The following is a 13,049-nucleotide window of genomic DNA, read 5'->3' as shown; positions in this document are numbered from 1 at the left end:
TCAACCTCGGCGGCCACAAGCCTGTCCTCCCCGGCCGGATATGACCCACGGATCAGTCAGGAGAGCCCCTTTTTAGATGTCAGCTTGGAGGTTCCGCCGGTAGGTGATCGCCTGCTGCGCGCCGCGATGGACGCGCCCTGGCTGCGTTGCGGCCGCTCGACGATGGATCCACAGGGCCTTCGCGACCGCGCCTTGCCAGCGCCCGCCCCTCGCGACGCTCGCGACGGCGCCCCCTACCGGCGCAACCTCTATTGACAACCAATCTATGTCAGAATACTGACATGAGTCAAGACGGTATCGACCTGGAGACGTCGCTGGGCTACCTGCTCAAAGAGGCATCGAGTGCTCTGCGCACGGCGATGGAGGAAGCGTTACGGCCGCTCGGGATGAGCGTGACCCACTACTCCTGCCTCGAGCTGCTGGCACAGCGGCCGGGCCTGTCGAACTCCGAGCTCGCGCGGGGCGCATTCGTGACACGGCAGTCGATGAACGTGCTGCTCCGGGCCCTGGAACGAGACGGCTACGTAACGAGGCCCGCAGAGGCGCCCGTGGGCAAGGCCCTTCCGGCTCGGCTCACCCCCCGGGGCCGGCGAAGTCGCGCGAAGGCATCGGCGGTCGTGCGGGCCGTAGAAGTCCAGATGCTGTCCGGCATGACCGGGGCCGAGCAGTCAGACGCGTTCCGAGCCCTGCAGAGCATGATCCATGCCCTGCGCGACGGCGACGGCGGCGCATAGGCCCTCCCTCCGTGCGCGACAGGGGGAAGTGCAGGCGCGACAGTCCGCCAGCGACCGCTACCCGATCTGGTCGAGTTCGGCGATCAGGAACTCGTAGCCGTCTGTGCGGGCCTTGCTCGCCGGGAGCCAGCCCCAGTCCCCCTCCCCGTCCGCGAGTCCACTGGAGAAGGCGCCGTTCCCGTCTCTGAACAGCAGGCCTTGGATGGTCGGGCCGAGGAGCGTCGCCCCCGCCGGAAGCCCTTCTCCCTCACCCCGGACCACGAGCCCCGGGGTGTCCTCCGCGAGTCGGGCACTCGACCGGGCAGGGTTCGCAAGGAGGATCACAGGGGTGCCCGCCGGGACCGCACTCGTCAGTTCGGGGATGGTTGCCAGGACCGGGGTCGTACCCTCTGGAGGCTCGCCGTTCACCAGGATCTCGCCCCCGCGCGGCACTTCGACGTACACGAGATCTCCGGCACGCTCGGTTGAGTTCGCGTAGGACTTCGTGACCTTCACCGTGAGCACCGCGGTGCGGGCGATGTCCTCGTATCCCGCTCCGTCGGACTCGACGGTCGAGCGACCGTCAGACCAGCCAACGACCTCTCCGGCAAGGACCGACGATGCCTTCTGCGAGGCTTCCGTGACGGACTTCGTCTGGGCGAAGTCGTATGCCGATCGACCGCGAACGACCGCGGCGTCGATCTGCGACGATGACGCGGGCCTCGTCACGACCGGCATCGTCGATGACGCACTCTCAGTCTCCTGGGAACCGGCCTCCTGGGAACCGCTGCAGCCAGCCGCGAGGAGAAGAGCTGCCACCGTGGCAGTCACGGCCACAAGTGTGTTGGGCATCGTGGTCCTCCCGTCCGAGCAGGCTCAGTGAACCCGCCGCTGTGCCTGTCGGACGCGCATCGGGACTCGCTGGTTCCGACGCGTGGTCACGTCCCTGGGAGTGGTTAGCGATCCCGTCAGCAGGCGATCGCCTGCTGACGGGATCACTGGGCCGGCCGCAGGACGCCGGCCTTCTCCAGCGCCGTCACCAGGTCGTCGGCGGAGGTCGCGGTCTGGTTGAGACCGATCCGCGTCGCGACCGCGCGCCGCCGCTCGGCGCCGAGCCGGCCGTCGGCGGCCAGGTCGGCGAGGAACTCCCGGAACGGCTCGGCGGACAGGTCCACGACCTCGCCCGGCACCCAGTCGAGCACGTCGGGCGGCAGCAGGTCGCGGTCGTAGCTGTCGCGGTCGGGCACGAGGAAGGCGATCGGCTGGTCGGTGAGCAGGTAGTCCACCCACACGCTGGAGTAGTCCGTGACCAGCCCGGCGGACGCGCCGAGGAGCTCGTAGAGTGTGACGCCGGCCTCGGCCAGCGCGGCCTCGTCGACGGTCAGCGCGCCGGGCCAGGTACGCCGGTCGGCGTCCATCGGGTGCGGCTTCACGACCAGCTGGAGGCCGAGCGCGCGGAGCCCGGCGGCGAGCTCGGGCAGGCCGGCGCGGTCCTCGGCTACCGGGCCGCCCCTGGTGCGCATCGCGCCCACGGCGCGGGCCTGGCGGAAGGTCGGCATCCACACGACGAAGCCGCCGGCGATGCCGAGGCGCTCGAGCCGGTCGCGCGGGACCTCGCGCCAGAGCTGGTCGGTGCGCGGGTTGCCGGTGAGCACCACCCGGTCCGCCGGGATCCCGAACGTCGCCGCCTGCAGGTGCGAGAACAGCGGCGTGCTGCCGACGAGGAAGGTGCTGTGGATCAGTCCCCCGGCGTCCTTCTCGGGGCTGATCCCCTTGGGGCCGTCGCCGTGCCAGATGTTGACCACCGGCTTGCGGCCGACCGGCCGCGGGCTGCCGTAGAGCCCGTGGGTGAACAGCACGGCCTCGGCGCGCAGGTAGGCCCACAGCCCCCGCAGGGAGGCCTTCGGCAGCAGCACCATCCCCCCGTCGGCCAGCGCGCTCACCTGCTCCGGGACCGGGCCCCGGTCGCGCAGCCAGACCACGCGTCCGGCGTACCGCTCGACCAGGGCGCGCGCGGTCTCGACCCCGTTGCCCTCGGTCTCGGGGTACGCCGTGACGACGACCGAGCGCGACTGCGGCACCACGCGCGACAGCGCGCGCAGCACGACGCGGAGGGTGCCGAGCACCACCGTCAGGGCGAGGTTCCTCACGCGCCGACCAACTCCCGCTCCGGGGCGTCGTCGGCGTAGCGCGCGAACGTCGCCGTGGCGAGCCACCCGAGCAGGCCGCCGACGGCGTGCCCGATGCCCCACGCGGCCGCGACCCAGATCGTGCCGCGGTCGGCGAGCGACACGGCGAGCACGAGCATCACGATCGTGCTGACCAGCTGCACGCCGATCATCAGCGCCAGGTTGGCCGCCAGCCGCAGCCGCAGCATGCCCCAGTAGTTGACGGCCGCCCCGACGCACGCGAGCGCGAGCACCCGCAGCGTGGCGGTGCCCTCGTCGACGTAGTGGTCGCCGAAGATCGCCAGGAGGTACGGCGCCAGCAGCACCATCGCCACGCAGCCGAGCGCCCCGCCGACGACGAGCAGCAGCCCGCCGCGGCGGACCAGCGCACGGCGTCCGGTCGTGGCGCGCTCGCACTCGGCGTAGGTCGCGTTGCCGACGGCCAGGACGACCGCGTTGAGCAGCATCGCGACCTGGAAGCTGATGAAGTAGGCACCGGCCTGGGCCGAGCCGAGCGCGTTGACCACGACCAGCGGGAAGACCAGCAGCGGCAGCACGGTCAGCACGTAGGTGACGTAGCCGGCGGCGGCGAAGCCGCGGTTGGCGAGCAGCTCCGGCGACGGGCGCGGGCGGCGCGGGCCGGGCAGGTGCCGCAGGATCGCCCAGAGGCTCGCGATCGCGCAGACGGCGACGGCCAGGCCGACCGAGGAGTAGAGGCCGAACGCGCCGGCGCCGGCGAGCAGGAACGGCAGGCCGCACTTGAGGACGCCGAGCAGCACGCCGTTGAGCCGGAGGAACGACCAGACCCGGTCGACGGCGAGGAACACGCTGTCGGTGAGCACGTTGAGCGCGGTGGCGGCCACCAGCACGGCGTACGCCGCGATGGCCAGCGGCGAGGTGAGCACGTCCGCCAGCCGGGGCGACGCGACGGGCAGCAGCAGCGCGTAGGCCAACGCGAAGAGCGCGCCCGCGCCGACGACCACCAACGCGGCCGTCATCACGTCCGCGGCCCTGCGCGAGCTCCCGGGGAGGATGCGGACGATCGCGATGTTCAGGCCGAGCTGGGCGAACAGCGCGAGCGCGTCGCCGGCCGCGACCAGCGAGCCGGCCAGCCCGACCTCCTCGGGCTCGGCCAGCCGGGCCGCGATCACCCAGAAGACCGCGCCCGCGCCGGCCATGAGGACGGTCGTGGCGAAGACCAGGAGGGAGTTGGAGAGGAGCCTGCTCACCGGTACACCCGGGCCTGCGGTGCGTCGTAGAGCAGGTCGAGCCTCCGGTCGAGGACGTCGACCGGGTAGCGGTAGGTGAGCAGGTCTCCGGTCCAGAACACCGTGGATTCGCCCCGGTCGAGGATCTGGCCGTCGACGAAGACGTAGCCGTCGCGCGAGAGCATCGTCGGGAACAGCCGGTCCGAGACCGGCGCGCGGTTGCCGCTGAGCCCGAGCAGGCGGACGTTGACGTTGCGGTTGGCGATGATCCGCTCGTTCTCCCTGTCCACGCGGTCGGTCTCGCCGAGCCACTCGATGCCGCGCATCGCGGAGTCGGTGACGTAGAACCGGTCGAAGTAGGTGCCGGCGTTCGCCAGCGCGATCCGCTGCTGCGTGCCGGCCAGCACCAGCAGCAGCGCCACCGGCACGACGGCGGAGAAGGCAACCGTCAGCGCCGGCCTGCGCAGCACGAGCGCAATGCCCATCCACATGCCCATCGCCATCACCGGCGCGACCACGAGCAGCGTCTGCTGGAAGGCCCGCAGCACGCCGTACTCCACGGACAGGTTCGGCACGGTCACGATCAGGCCGAGCGCGGCCATCGAGCCCCAGACGAGGAGGACCATCTCCCGGGGGAGGCCGGAGGACCGGCGCCGGCGCAGCAGCCAGACCAGGCCGAGGAAGAGGAGCGCCTGCATCACCAGCGCGGCGGCGAGCTTCACCGGCGTCGCGGCGACCTCGCGCAGCCGGGGCTCGGTCACCTCGGAGCCGGGGTTCGGCACCACCTGGAGCTCCGGCGGGATCTCGCCGGCGCGGTAGTCGAGGGTGGCGGCGACGTAGGAGTCCATCCGCTCGCGGGGGCTGGTCTCCTCGCCGGAGAGCAGCCAGTACGACGTGTCCGAGGAGCTCGGGCCGCCGTCGGACTGACCGGTGATCGACCGGATCGTCTCGCCGATCACCTCGCGGGCCTGGCCGCCGGTGCCGGTGATCGGGCCGGCCCAGAGCAGCGTGCTGCCGAGCAGGGCGGCGATCATCAGCGGGTGCACCAGCACCGTCGGCGACCTCTCGCCGCGGCGGAGGATCGTCGACGCGATCAGCGCGGCGAGCAGCGCCATCAGCAGGACGTACGTCGTGGAGTAGTGCGACAGCACGACGCCGAGCCCGAAGGCGAACACCAGCAGCCGCCAGCGGTGGCTGGCGCGGGGGTGCTCGGTCGCCGCGAGCAGCATCAGCGCGAGGAAGAAGAACGCGATCTCCTGGCGCACCAGATAGGGCATGTCGGTGAAGAACGTCGGGAACGCGATCGTCAGGATCGCGGCCGCCACGGCGAGCCGGCGCGGGACGAACCGCCGCGCGAGGAGGTAGGTCAGCACCGGCACGCTCGCGAACACCAGCTGCAGCAGCACGGTGAACACGACCTGCCCGGACAGCCCGGTCGCCTGGGCGAGCACGGTCGGCAGGATCGTCACGCTCAGGCAGGCGTTGTAGGCGCTCGGCAGCGCGGCCAGGTCCCAGTTCTGGGCGCCGTCGGTGAGCCGGAAGGCGAGGAACTCGGCCTGGATGTCGTGGCCGGTGACGTACCAGCCGCGCAGCGAGGTCGCGAGCAGCAGCCCGGCCGCCACCATCCCGATCACCCAGAGGTCGTGCGTCAGTGGTCGGGCTCGTCGAGACCCCAGCAGCGCCAGCAGGGCCGCGCCGCCGGCCACGACCGCGGCGACGGCGACGACCCCGCTCGCCCCGTTGTTGAGCCGGATCGCGCCCGCGACGGACAGCAGCAGCGACACCGCGGCCAGGGTCGGCGCGAGCGTGAACCGGGCGTCGAGGATCGGGCGCAGGCGCGGCCTCGGGAGCGGGACGTCGCGCTTCCAGAGCAGCAGGCCGAGATTCACGCCCAGCCACGCGACGGCGAGCGGTGCCGGCGCGAGCGGCCGGTCGATGCCGACCCACGGCAGCGCGGTGTCGAGCGCGAGCCCGCCGACGATCAGCCCCAGCAGCGCGAGGCCGAAGGCGTAGGGCATCCGCAGCGCCTTGAGGCGCAGGAGGTACGCCGGCAGCGCGACGAACGTGACCAGCGCGATCGCGGCGCGCAGGACCGGGACGTCCAGGTCGAGCGCGACCACGGCCTGCGCGGCGACGAGCGCCGTGATCGGCCACCGCAGCGACGGGCGCCTCGTCCGCGCCGGGGTGACGTCGACGTAGGTGGGGAGGTCGAGGACGAGCGTCGCCTCCTCGCGGTCACCCACCGGTGCCCTGCCCGTCGAGGGCCCAGCGGGAGAGCGGCAGGTCGTAGGCCTCGGGCGAGCGCAGCACGACCTCCTCGTGGATCGCGAACATCGCCTCGAGCAGCTCCTGCGGGGTCTCGAAGTCACCCGGCTGGAGCGGCTCGTGCAGGCGGATGTACGGCCCCTGCCCGTCCTCCTCGGAGGTCATCACGACGACCGGGGAGCCGGTGGCCATCGGCAGCCGGGCGGCGCCGAAGGAGCCGAGCACTTCGCGGCCGAAGAGCTTGATCGGCGTCCTGCCCGGGACGTCGGAGGCGATCGCGACCACCTGGTTCTGCTCGAGCAGGCCCACGAGGCCCTCGGTGCCGATGGCCGCGCTGACCGCCGTACCGCCGTTGGCGGAGCCGATCCGGACGTGCTGCCGGAGCCACAGCGGGGCGTCCGGCTCGAGCATGTAGGGGTAGACGACGATGTGGCCGGGCGCGCCGAGGCGCGCGATCGACGGGAAGCCGCCGTCGTAGTAGCCGTGGTGGACGAAGTTGAGCAGCACGCCCGTGCCCTGCGCCTTGGCGGCGAGGATGTGCTCCATGCCCTCGACGCGCAGGCCGAGCAGCAGCTCGGGGTGCCAGCGCAGCTCGCCGCGGCGGGCCTGGTAGCGGACGTAGGCGTGCGCGACCTCGTCGAGGTCAGCGTCGGGGCGGCTGTGCTCGAGCAGGAACCGCATCTGCTCGCGGGCGTCCTCGCGGACCGCCTCGCGCCGCCAGGCCAGCCGGGCGCGCGCGTCCCAGAGGGCGGGCAGCAACGGGGTCGGCACCCGCGCGCGCAGCCGGGCGACCGTCTTCTCGGCGTTCATGCCACTGCCTCCTCGATGACGCGCACGGTCTCCTCGATCCGGCGGTCCCAGCCCCACCGGCCGGTCTCGACCTGCGGCGGATCGGTGAGTACGTCGCCCAGCGCATCCGCCAGCGCCGCGGCGTCGCCCGGGGGCACCAGCCGCCCGTCGACGCCGTCGCGCACGACGAACGGGATGCCGCCGACGGCCGACCCGACGACCGGGCAGCCGCAGGCCAGCGCCTCGGCGAGCGCCATGCCGAACGACTCGGACTCGGTCAGCGACGGCAGCACGGTCACGCCCGCGCGGCGGTAGCGCGCGGGCAGGTCGGCGTGGTCGAGCCGGCCGGCCCAGTCGACGACGTCGGCGACGCCGAGGTCGGCCGCGCGCTTCTGCAGCGGCACCACGTCGTCGCCGTCGCCCACGACCTCCAGTCGCACCCGGGGCAGCCGCTCGCGCAGCCGGGGCAGTGCGTCGACCAGCACGTGCAGGCCCTTCCAGCGCGAGCTCTGCTCGACCCGCCCCACGTAGAGGACGCGGGACTCGCGCGGCTCACCGGCCGGATGGAACAGCGTGCCGTCCACGCCCGGAGGGATCAGGGTGGCGCGGCCGGTTGCGTGGGCCAGCGAGACCGGCGAGACGGCGACCAGCGCCCGGCTGCGCCGGAAGACGCGCGGCAGCACCACCCGCTCGTAGCCGCGCAGCAGCGGGTCGACCCGGCCGCCCTTGGCGAGCGAGCCGGAGTGGTAGGTGAGGACGACCGGCGCCGGCGAGAGGTACGCCGCGAGGTCGGCCAGCCCCGGCACCGGCGCGTGCGCGTTGACCACGTCGACGCCCCGCAGGAGGCGACGGAGCTGGATGGCCCACAACGGGTTGACCGGGGTGTTGGAGACGGTGAGCCAGGTGCCCAGCCGGACGACCGGGAGGCCTTGGTAGGTGCTCCGGCCGGCGCGCCGGCCGGTGGTGACGACCACGACCTCGTGGCCGCGGTCGCGCATCGTGCGAGCGACCCAGGCGGCGTACTGCTCCATCCCGCCGGGGTCGGGCGGGAAGCGAGGCGTGACGACGGCGACCCTCACGACCCGGCTCCCCCGCAGTGGGCCCGGATCCGGCGGTCCTCGGCGGGCAGCCGGACCTCGACGTCGAAGCGCCGCTCCCGCGGCAGCGGGACGACCCGCGCGACCCCGGCGGACTCGCCGGGCGCGACCGTGACGCGGCCGTCGACCTCCGAGTCGCCGACGGCCACGACGTAGCCGAGCTCGCGGGCCTCCGGGAGCGCGCTGGTCACGACGAACCCGACCCGCAGCCGGCCACGCGCCCGCTCGCAGGTGGCGACGGTGCCGTCGTCGCCGCGGGCGAACGAGAGGGCGACGTACTCCTGCTGCCGGTGGGTCGCGGAGAGCGCGAGCTGGTCGCGGAGGCCGGGGAGGAGCAGCGCCAGCAGCGCGACGACCCCGACCAGCAGGGTCGTCACGGGTACGACGCGACGGTGCCAGCCCTCCCCGAACATGCCGGGACCAACGCGGGGGTGTCGGGCTGGTTACGCGCGGCATACTGCGCGGGTGCCCCTGTCTGAACCACCGTCTGAACCAGCGCCGAGCCCGGGGCAGGTGCTGCACGTCGCACACCAGGCGCTGCCCCACCTCGGCGGCCTGGAGACGGTGGTCGGCGCGGAGACGCAGGGGCTCCGCGCGCGGGGGTGGCGGGTGTCGCTCGTGAGCAGCGCCGGCGCGGTCGGGGCGGGCGTGCGCGACGAGGACGGCGTGCGCACCGTGCGGGTGCGCGCGTGGAACGGCCTCGAGGAGCGCTTCGGCGTCCCCTTCCCGCTCTTCTCCCCGCGGCTGGTCTCCCGCCTGCTCGGCGAGGTGCGCCGCGCCGACGTCGTGCACGTCCACGACGTCCTCTACGTCAGCTCCTGGGTGGCGGCGCTGTGGTGCCGGGCGCTGCGCACGCCGTACGTCGTGCACCGGCACGTCGGCTTCGTGCACCACTCCTCCGCTCTCGTCCGTGCCGTGCAGGGCGTCGTGCTCGCGACGCTCGGGCGTCTCGTGCTGGGTGGAGCGCGGGCGGTGCTGGCGATCGACGAGCACGTCGCGCGCGGGCTCCCCGCCGGCCGGACGCAGGTGCTGGGCAACGGCGTCGACACCGCTCGGTTCCACCCCGGACCGCCCGCCACACGCGCACGTCCGCGCGTCCTCTTCGTCGGCCGGTTCGTGCCCAAGAAGGGCTTCGACGTCGTCGCGGCCGCCGCGGCCGACGACTACGACCTGGTCTTCGCCGGCGGCGACCGCCCGCCCGGGTACGACGACGAGCGGCTCACCTTCCTCGGCGCGGTCCCCGCCGCGGAGATGCCGGAGGTCTACCGCAGCGCGGACGCCCTGGTCGTCGCCTCGGTCGGCGAGTGCCCGCTCACCGTGATCGAGGCGATGGCCTCGGGCCTCCCGGTGCTGCTGCGCGAGGACCCCGCGCTGCGCTCGCCGTGGACCTCCGGGCCGGGCGTCCGGTTCGTCGACCTGGCCGCTGGCGACCTGCGCAGTGCGCTGCGCGCGCTGGTCGCCGACCCCGGCGAGATGCGGCGGCTCGGCGAGGCGGCGCGCGAGCACGTCGCGGCGGCGTACTCCTGGGACGCCCACGTCGACCGGCTGGTCGACGTCTACCGCCGCGCGTGAACGGAACTGAAACAAGTTCCTACTTCTGCGTAACCACCGGGCCACCCTCGCGTTGAACGCCGCAAGTGGGCCTCGGGGCCCGGCCTAGGTGGGGGTCTGCGCATGTCGATTGCCGAGCGGTACCGCGTCGCCGCCATCGTGCCCTGCCACAACGAGGAGGCCGCCGTCGCGACCGTGGTCGGCGACCTGCGCGCGGCCGTCCCCGGCATGGCCGTCTACGTCTACGACAACGACAGCACCGACCGCACCGTCGAGCGCGCTCTCGAGGCCGGCGCGACCGTCTGCGCCGAGCCGCACCGGGGCAAGGGCAACGTCGTCCGGCGGGCGTTCGCCGACATCGACGCCGACATCTACCTGCTGATCGACGGCGACGACACCTACGACGCCGCCGCCGCGCCCGCGATGATCGAGCGGCTCGTCGAGGAGAACCTCGACCAGGTGGTCGGCGTTCGCCGCGGGTCGGCGTACCGCGCGGGCCACGAGTTCGGCAACCGGCTGCTCAACCGGATCGTCTGCGGCATCTTCGGCGACACCATGGGCGACATGCTCTCGGGCTACCGGGTCTTCTCCCAGCGGTTCGTGAAGAGCTTCCCGGCGGTGTCCCGCGAGTTCGAGATCGAGACCGAGCTGACCGTCCACTCGCTCGCGCTGCGCATCCCCTCGGCGACGTACGAGGTCGGCTTCAAGGACCGCCCCGAGGGCTCGGCCTCCAAGCTGCGCACCTACCGCGACGGCTGGAAGATCCTCAACGTGATCATGACGCTCACCCGCCACGAGCGCCCGATCTCCTTCTTCGGCCTGATCGCCGCGCTGGTGTTCGTCGTCTCGGCCGGGCTGGCCACGCCGGTCATGGTCGAGTACGTGCAGACCGGGATGGTGCCGCGGATGCCGTCCCTGGTCGTCGCCGGCTTCCTCGTGCTGGCCGCGTGCCTGCTGCTCCTCGCCGGCATCGTCGTCGACGGCACCCGCAAGTCTCGCCACGAGCTCAGCCGGCTGGCCTACCTGCGCCACCCCGCCGTCCGCGGCACCTACGTGCGCGACCCGCAGTACGACGACGCCGTGCTCGCCCGCATCCCGGTTCCGCGCACTGCCGGCTGACCGACGACGTCAGGACGCGGGGAGCACCACCCGGCCGGCGAGGCCGCGCAGCTGCGGGACCAGGTTGCGCCGGTTGGTCTCGGCCAGCCAGCCGTTGGGCAGCGACAGCCGCACCACCTTGTGCCAGGCGCTGCCGACCTGGCGCACCATCGACCGCGCGTTGTAGGGCAGCTCGAACTTCGCGAACACCTCGCGGACCCGAGGGGCGATCTCGGCGTACCGGTTGCTCGGCAGGTCCGGGAAGATGTGGTGCTCGATCTGGTGGGACAGGTTGCCGGTCAGCAGGTGCAGCGCGCGCGAGCCGGAGATGTTGGCCGAGCCGAGCATCTGGCGCAGGTACCAGCTGCCGCGGCTCTCGTTCTCGTCGAGCTGATCCTGCTCGAAGGTGGCCACGCCCTCGGGGAAGTGGCCGCACATGATCACCGAGTGGCTCCACAGGTTGCGGACCAGGTTGGCGGTCGCGTTGGCGGCGAGCGTCGAGCGCCAGCCGCGACCCGAGAGCGCCGGGTAGATCACGAAGTCCTTGGTGAGCTGGCGGCTCGCCTTGGCCAGCGCCGCCTTCACCTCGACCTTCTTCTCCGGCGAGAGCCGGCGCTTGTCACGGAGGTGCTCGCCGAGGTCGAGGTCGAAGAGGGCGATGCCGTACTCGAAGATGCACGCCGTGACGAGGTTCCACGCCGGCTGCACGAGGTGCCGCGGCTGCCATGCCTGCGCCTCGTCGACGCGCATGATCCCGTAGCCGAGGTCGTTGTCCTTGCCGAGGATGTTCGTGTACGTGTGGTGGGTCTCGTTGTGCGTCCGCTTCCACTGCGCCGCCGGCGTCACGTGGTCCCACTCCCAGGTGCTGGAGTGGATCTTGGGGTCGCGCATCCAGTCCCACTGGCCGTGCAGGACGTTGTGCCCGATCTCCATGTTGTCGAGGATCTTCGCCAGCGCCAGCCCGGCGGTGCCGAGCACCCAGTGCGACGGCCTCCGGCTCCGGAGCAGGACGGCGCGGCTCCCGAGCTCGATCAGCCGCTGCGCCCGCACCAGGCGCCGGATGTACGCCGCATCCCGCTCGCCCCGGGAGTCGAGCACGTCCTGCCGGATCGTGTCGAGCTCCTTGCCGAGCAGCTCGAGGTCCTCGGCGGAGAGTCGGGCGATAGTCGTCGTCATGCGACCAGCCTGCCCTATCGGTGTGAACCCGAGTACCTCGGCGGCAGAAGAGAGCCGGCCCCGCCGGCGCTGCGTGCGCGCGGCGGGGCCGGTCCGGCTGGTCGATCAGGCCTCGATGGCGGTGCGCTCGGAGTCGCTCGCGCCCGAGCCGATGTCGATCTTGCGGGGCTTCGCCCGCTCCGCGACCGGGACGACGAGGCGCAGTACGCCGTCGGCGTACGCCGCCTCGATGCGTTCGAGGTCGAGGTTGTCGCCGAGCACGAGCTGCCGGCTGAACTGGCCCTTTGGACGCTCGGAGGCCAGCGCCTCCCAGTCGCCGTTGCGGGCGACCCGCTCGGCGCGCACGGTGAGCACGTTGCGCTCGACGTCGAGGTCGATGCTGTCCTTGGCCACGCCGGGGAGGTCGAACTCGATCACGAACGTGTCGCCCTCGCGCCAGGCGTCCATCGGCATCACCGCGGGACGGTTGGTCGTGCCGAAGATCTGCTGGGTCAGGCGGTCGAAGTCACGGAACGGGTCGGTGGTGCGCAGCAACATCACTAGTCCTCCTGGTTCTCTGCCGAGGGCCCGGGGCTCCGGGCTCGTACCTATAACATCAGTTACAGGTTTCTTATATTCCACTCGTCAGGCAAAATCAACCCGTGCCGCAGAGAATTCAGAGAGGTCGGGGAGTCTTCGCGATCTCCGTCGCCGCCGAGATGGTGTCGATGGAGATCCAGAACCTGCGCGTCTACGAGCGTCGCGGCCTGATCGAGCCCGACCGCACCGCCGGCGGCACCCGCCGCTACAGCGCCGACGACATCGACCGGCTCCACCGCATCCGCGAGCTGCTCGCCGCCGGCCTCAACCTCGCCGGCATCGCCCACGTGCTGGCGCTCGAGGAACGGGTGCGCGCACTGGAGGCCGAGGTCGACCGGCTGCGCCGCCGTTGACGGCCGCCGTCGATGAAGGGACTCTCATCGCCGGCTCACGTCGGTCCCATGT

At 72.5% G+C, this 13,049-nt stretch carries 14 protein-coding genes; 5 read left to right on the top strand and 9 right to left on the bottom strand.

Annotated elements, in window-relative coordinates:
- Both ACYVKX_RS16780 and ACYVKX_RS16775 read left to right on the top strand, forming a co-directional pair.
- The coding region (locus ACYVKX_RS16780; RefSeq protein WP_460834763.1) for a hypothetical protein at nucleotides 1-255 on the top strand (255 nt) is incomplete at its 5' end.
- 26 nt (nucleotides 256-281) lie between these two features.
- Nucleotides 282-734 carry a MarR family winged helix-turn-helix transcriptional regulator gene (locus ACYVKX_RS16775; RefSeq protein WP_460834761.1) on the top strand — a complete coding sequence of 151 codons (453 nt, stop codon included), beginning with the start codon at nucleotides 282-284 and terminating at the stop codon, nucleotides 732-734.
- Between the two features lie 57 nt (nucleotides 735-791).
- Here the strand turns inward: ACYVKX_RS16775 and ACYVKX_RS16770 are convergent, their stop codons facing one another.
- The 7 genes from ACYVKX_RS16770 to ACYVKX_RS16740 all read right to left on the bottom strand — a co-directional run bounded on the left by ACYVKX_RS16770 (nucleotide 792) and on the right by ACYVKX_RS16740 (nucleotide 8,617).
- On the bottom strand, nucleotides 792-1,544 hold the full coding sequence (locus tag ACYVKX_RS16770) for a hypothetical protein (RefSeq protein ID WP_460834759.1): 753 nt from the start codon (nucleotides 1,542-1,544) through the stop codon (nucleotides 792-794).
- Between the two features lie 164 nt (nucleotides 1,545-1,708).
- A complete protein-coding gene (locus ACYVKX_RS16765; RefSeq protein WP_460834757.1) occupies nucleotides 1,709-2,863 on the bottom strand; it encodes a CDP-glycerol glycerophosphotransferase family protein in 1,155 nt (384 codons plus the stop codon).
- Nucleotides 2,860-4,110, bottom strand: coding sequence for a lipopolysaccharide biosynthesis protein (locus ACYVKX_RS16760; RefSeq protein WP_460834754.1), 1,251 nt, complete (start codon nucleotides 4,108-4,110; stop codon nucleotides 2,860-2,862). The genes ACYVKX_RS16765 and ACYVKX_RS16760 overlap by 4 nt, the downstream gene beginning before the upstream one ends.
- Nucleotides 4,107-6,332, bottom strand: coding sequence for a hypothetical protein (locus ACYVKX_RS16755; protein ID WP_460834752.1), 2,226 nt, complete (start codon nucleotides 6,330-6,332; stop codon nucleotides 4,107-4,109). Before ACYVKX_RS16755 ends, ACYVKX_RS16760 begins: the two co-directional genes overlap by 4 nt.
- A complete protein-coding gene (locus ACYVKX_RS16750; protein ID WP_460834749.1) occupies nucleotides 6,325-7,164 on the bottom strand; it encodes a lysophospholipid acyltransferase family protein in 840 nt (279 codons plus the stop codon). The genes ACYVKX_RS16755 and ACYVKX_RS16750 overlap by 8 nt, the downstream gene beginning before the upstream one ends.
- Nucleotides 7,161-8,222, bottom strand: a complete 1,062-nt coding sequence (locus ACYVKX_RS16745) for a glycosyltransferase family 4 protein (RefSeq protein WP_460834746.1) — start codon at nucleotides 8,220-8,222, stop codon at nucleotides 7,161-7,163. The genes ACYVKX_RS16750 and ACYVKX_RS16745 overlap by 4 nt, the downstream gene beginning before the upstream one ends.
- Nucleotides 8,219-8,617, bottom strand: a complete 399-nt coding sequence (locus ACYVKX_RS16740) for a hypothetical protein (protein ID WP_460834743.1) — start codon at nucleotides 8,615-8,617, stop codon at nucleotides 8,219-8,221. Before ACYVKX_RS16740 ends, ACYVKX_RS16745 begins: the two co-directional genes overlap by 4 nt.
- A 136-nt stretch (nucleotides 8,618-8,753) precedes the next feature.
- Between ACYVKX_RS16740 and ACYVKX_RS16735 the strand changes: the two genes are divergently transcribed.
- Entirely contained in the window at nucleotides 8,754-9,812 is a 1,059-nt protein-coding gene (locus ACYVKX_RS16735) for a glycosyltransferase family 4 protein (RefSeq protein WP_460834741.1), read from the top strand.
- A gap of 102 nt (nucleotides 9,813-9,914) precedes the next feature.
- A complete protein-coding gene (locus ACYVKX_RS16730) occupies nucleotides 9,915-10,910 on the top strand; it encodes a glycosyltransferase family 2 protein (protein ID WP_460834738.1) in 996 nt (331 codons plus the stop codon).
- Nucleotides 10,911-10,919: 9 nt separating this feature from the next.
- Here ACYVKX_RS16730 and ACYVKX_RS16725 read toward each other — a convergent pair whose 3' ends face one another.
- Nucleotides 10,920-12,065 carry a fatty acid desaturase family protein gene (locus ACYVKX_RS16725; RefSeq protein WP_460834736.1) on the bottom strand — a complete coding sequence of 382 codons (1,146 nt, stop codon included), beginning with the start codon at nucleotides 12,063-12,065 and terminating at the stop codon, nucleotides 10,920-10,922.
- A 105-nt stretch (nucleotides 12,066-12,170) separates the two neighbouring features.
- Nucleotides 12,171-12,602: an Hsp20/alpha crystallin family protein gene (locus ACYVKX_RS16720; protein ID WP_460834732.1), complete on the bottom strand. Its 432-nt coding sequence runs from the start codon at nucleotides 12,600-12,602 to the stop codon at nucleotides 12,171-12,173.
- 104 nt (nucleotides 12,603-12,706) lie between these two features.
- Here ACYVKX_RS16720 and ACYVKX_RS16715 point away from each other — a divergent pair, with 104 nt between their 5' ends.
- Nucleotides 12,707-12,997 carry a MerR family transcriptional regulator gene (locus tag ACYVKX_RS16715; protein WP_460834729.1) on the top strand — a complete coding sequence of 97 codons (291 nt, stop codon included), beginning with the start codon at nucleotides 12,707-12,709 and terminating at the stop codon, nucleotides 12,995-12,997.
- Nucleotides 12,998-13,049 lie beyond the last annotated feature (52 nt).

It is taken from the genome of Nocardioides hungaricus (genome assembly GCF_054782915.1).
The sequence above is the reverse complement of the archived record's forward strand: the minus strand, read 5'-3'. Positions and strand labels throughout refer to the sequence as shown.

Bases quoted from the DNA above. Each gene is read 5' to 3' on its own strand.
- ACYVKX_RS16775 (WP_460834761.1), top strand. From the start codon at position 282: ATGAGTCAAGACGGTATCGACCTGGAGACGTCGCTGGGCTACCTGCTC.
- ACYVKX_RS16750 (WP_460834749.1), bottom strand. From the start codon at position 7,164: ATGAACGCCGAGAAGACGGTCGCCCGGCTGCGCGCGCGGGTGCCGACC.
- ACYVKX_RS16730 (WP_460834738.1), top strand. From the start codon at position 9,915: ATGTCGATTGCCGAGCGGTACCGCGTCGCCGCCATCGTGCCCTGCCAC.
- ACYVKX_RS16725 (WP_460834736.1), bottom strand. From the start codon at position 12,065: ATGACGACGACTATCGCCCGACTCTCCGCCGAGGACCTCGAGCTGCTC.
- ACYVKX_RS16720 (WP_460834732.1), bottom strand. From the start codon at position 12,602: ATGTTGCTGCGCACCACCGACCCGTTCCGTGACTTCGACCGCCTGACC.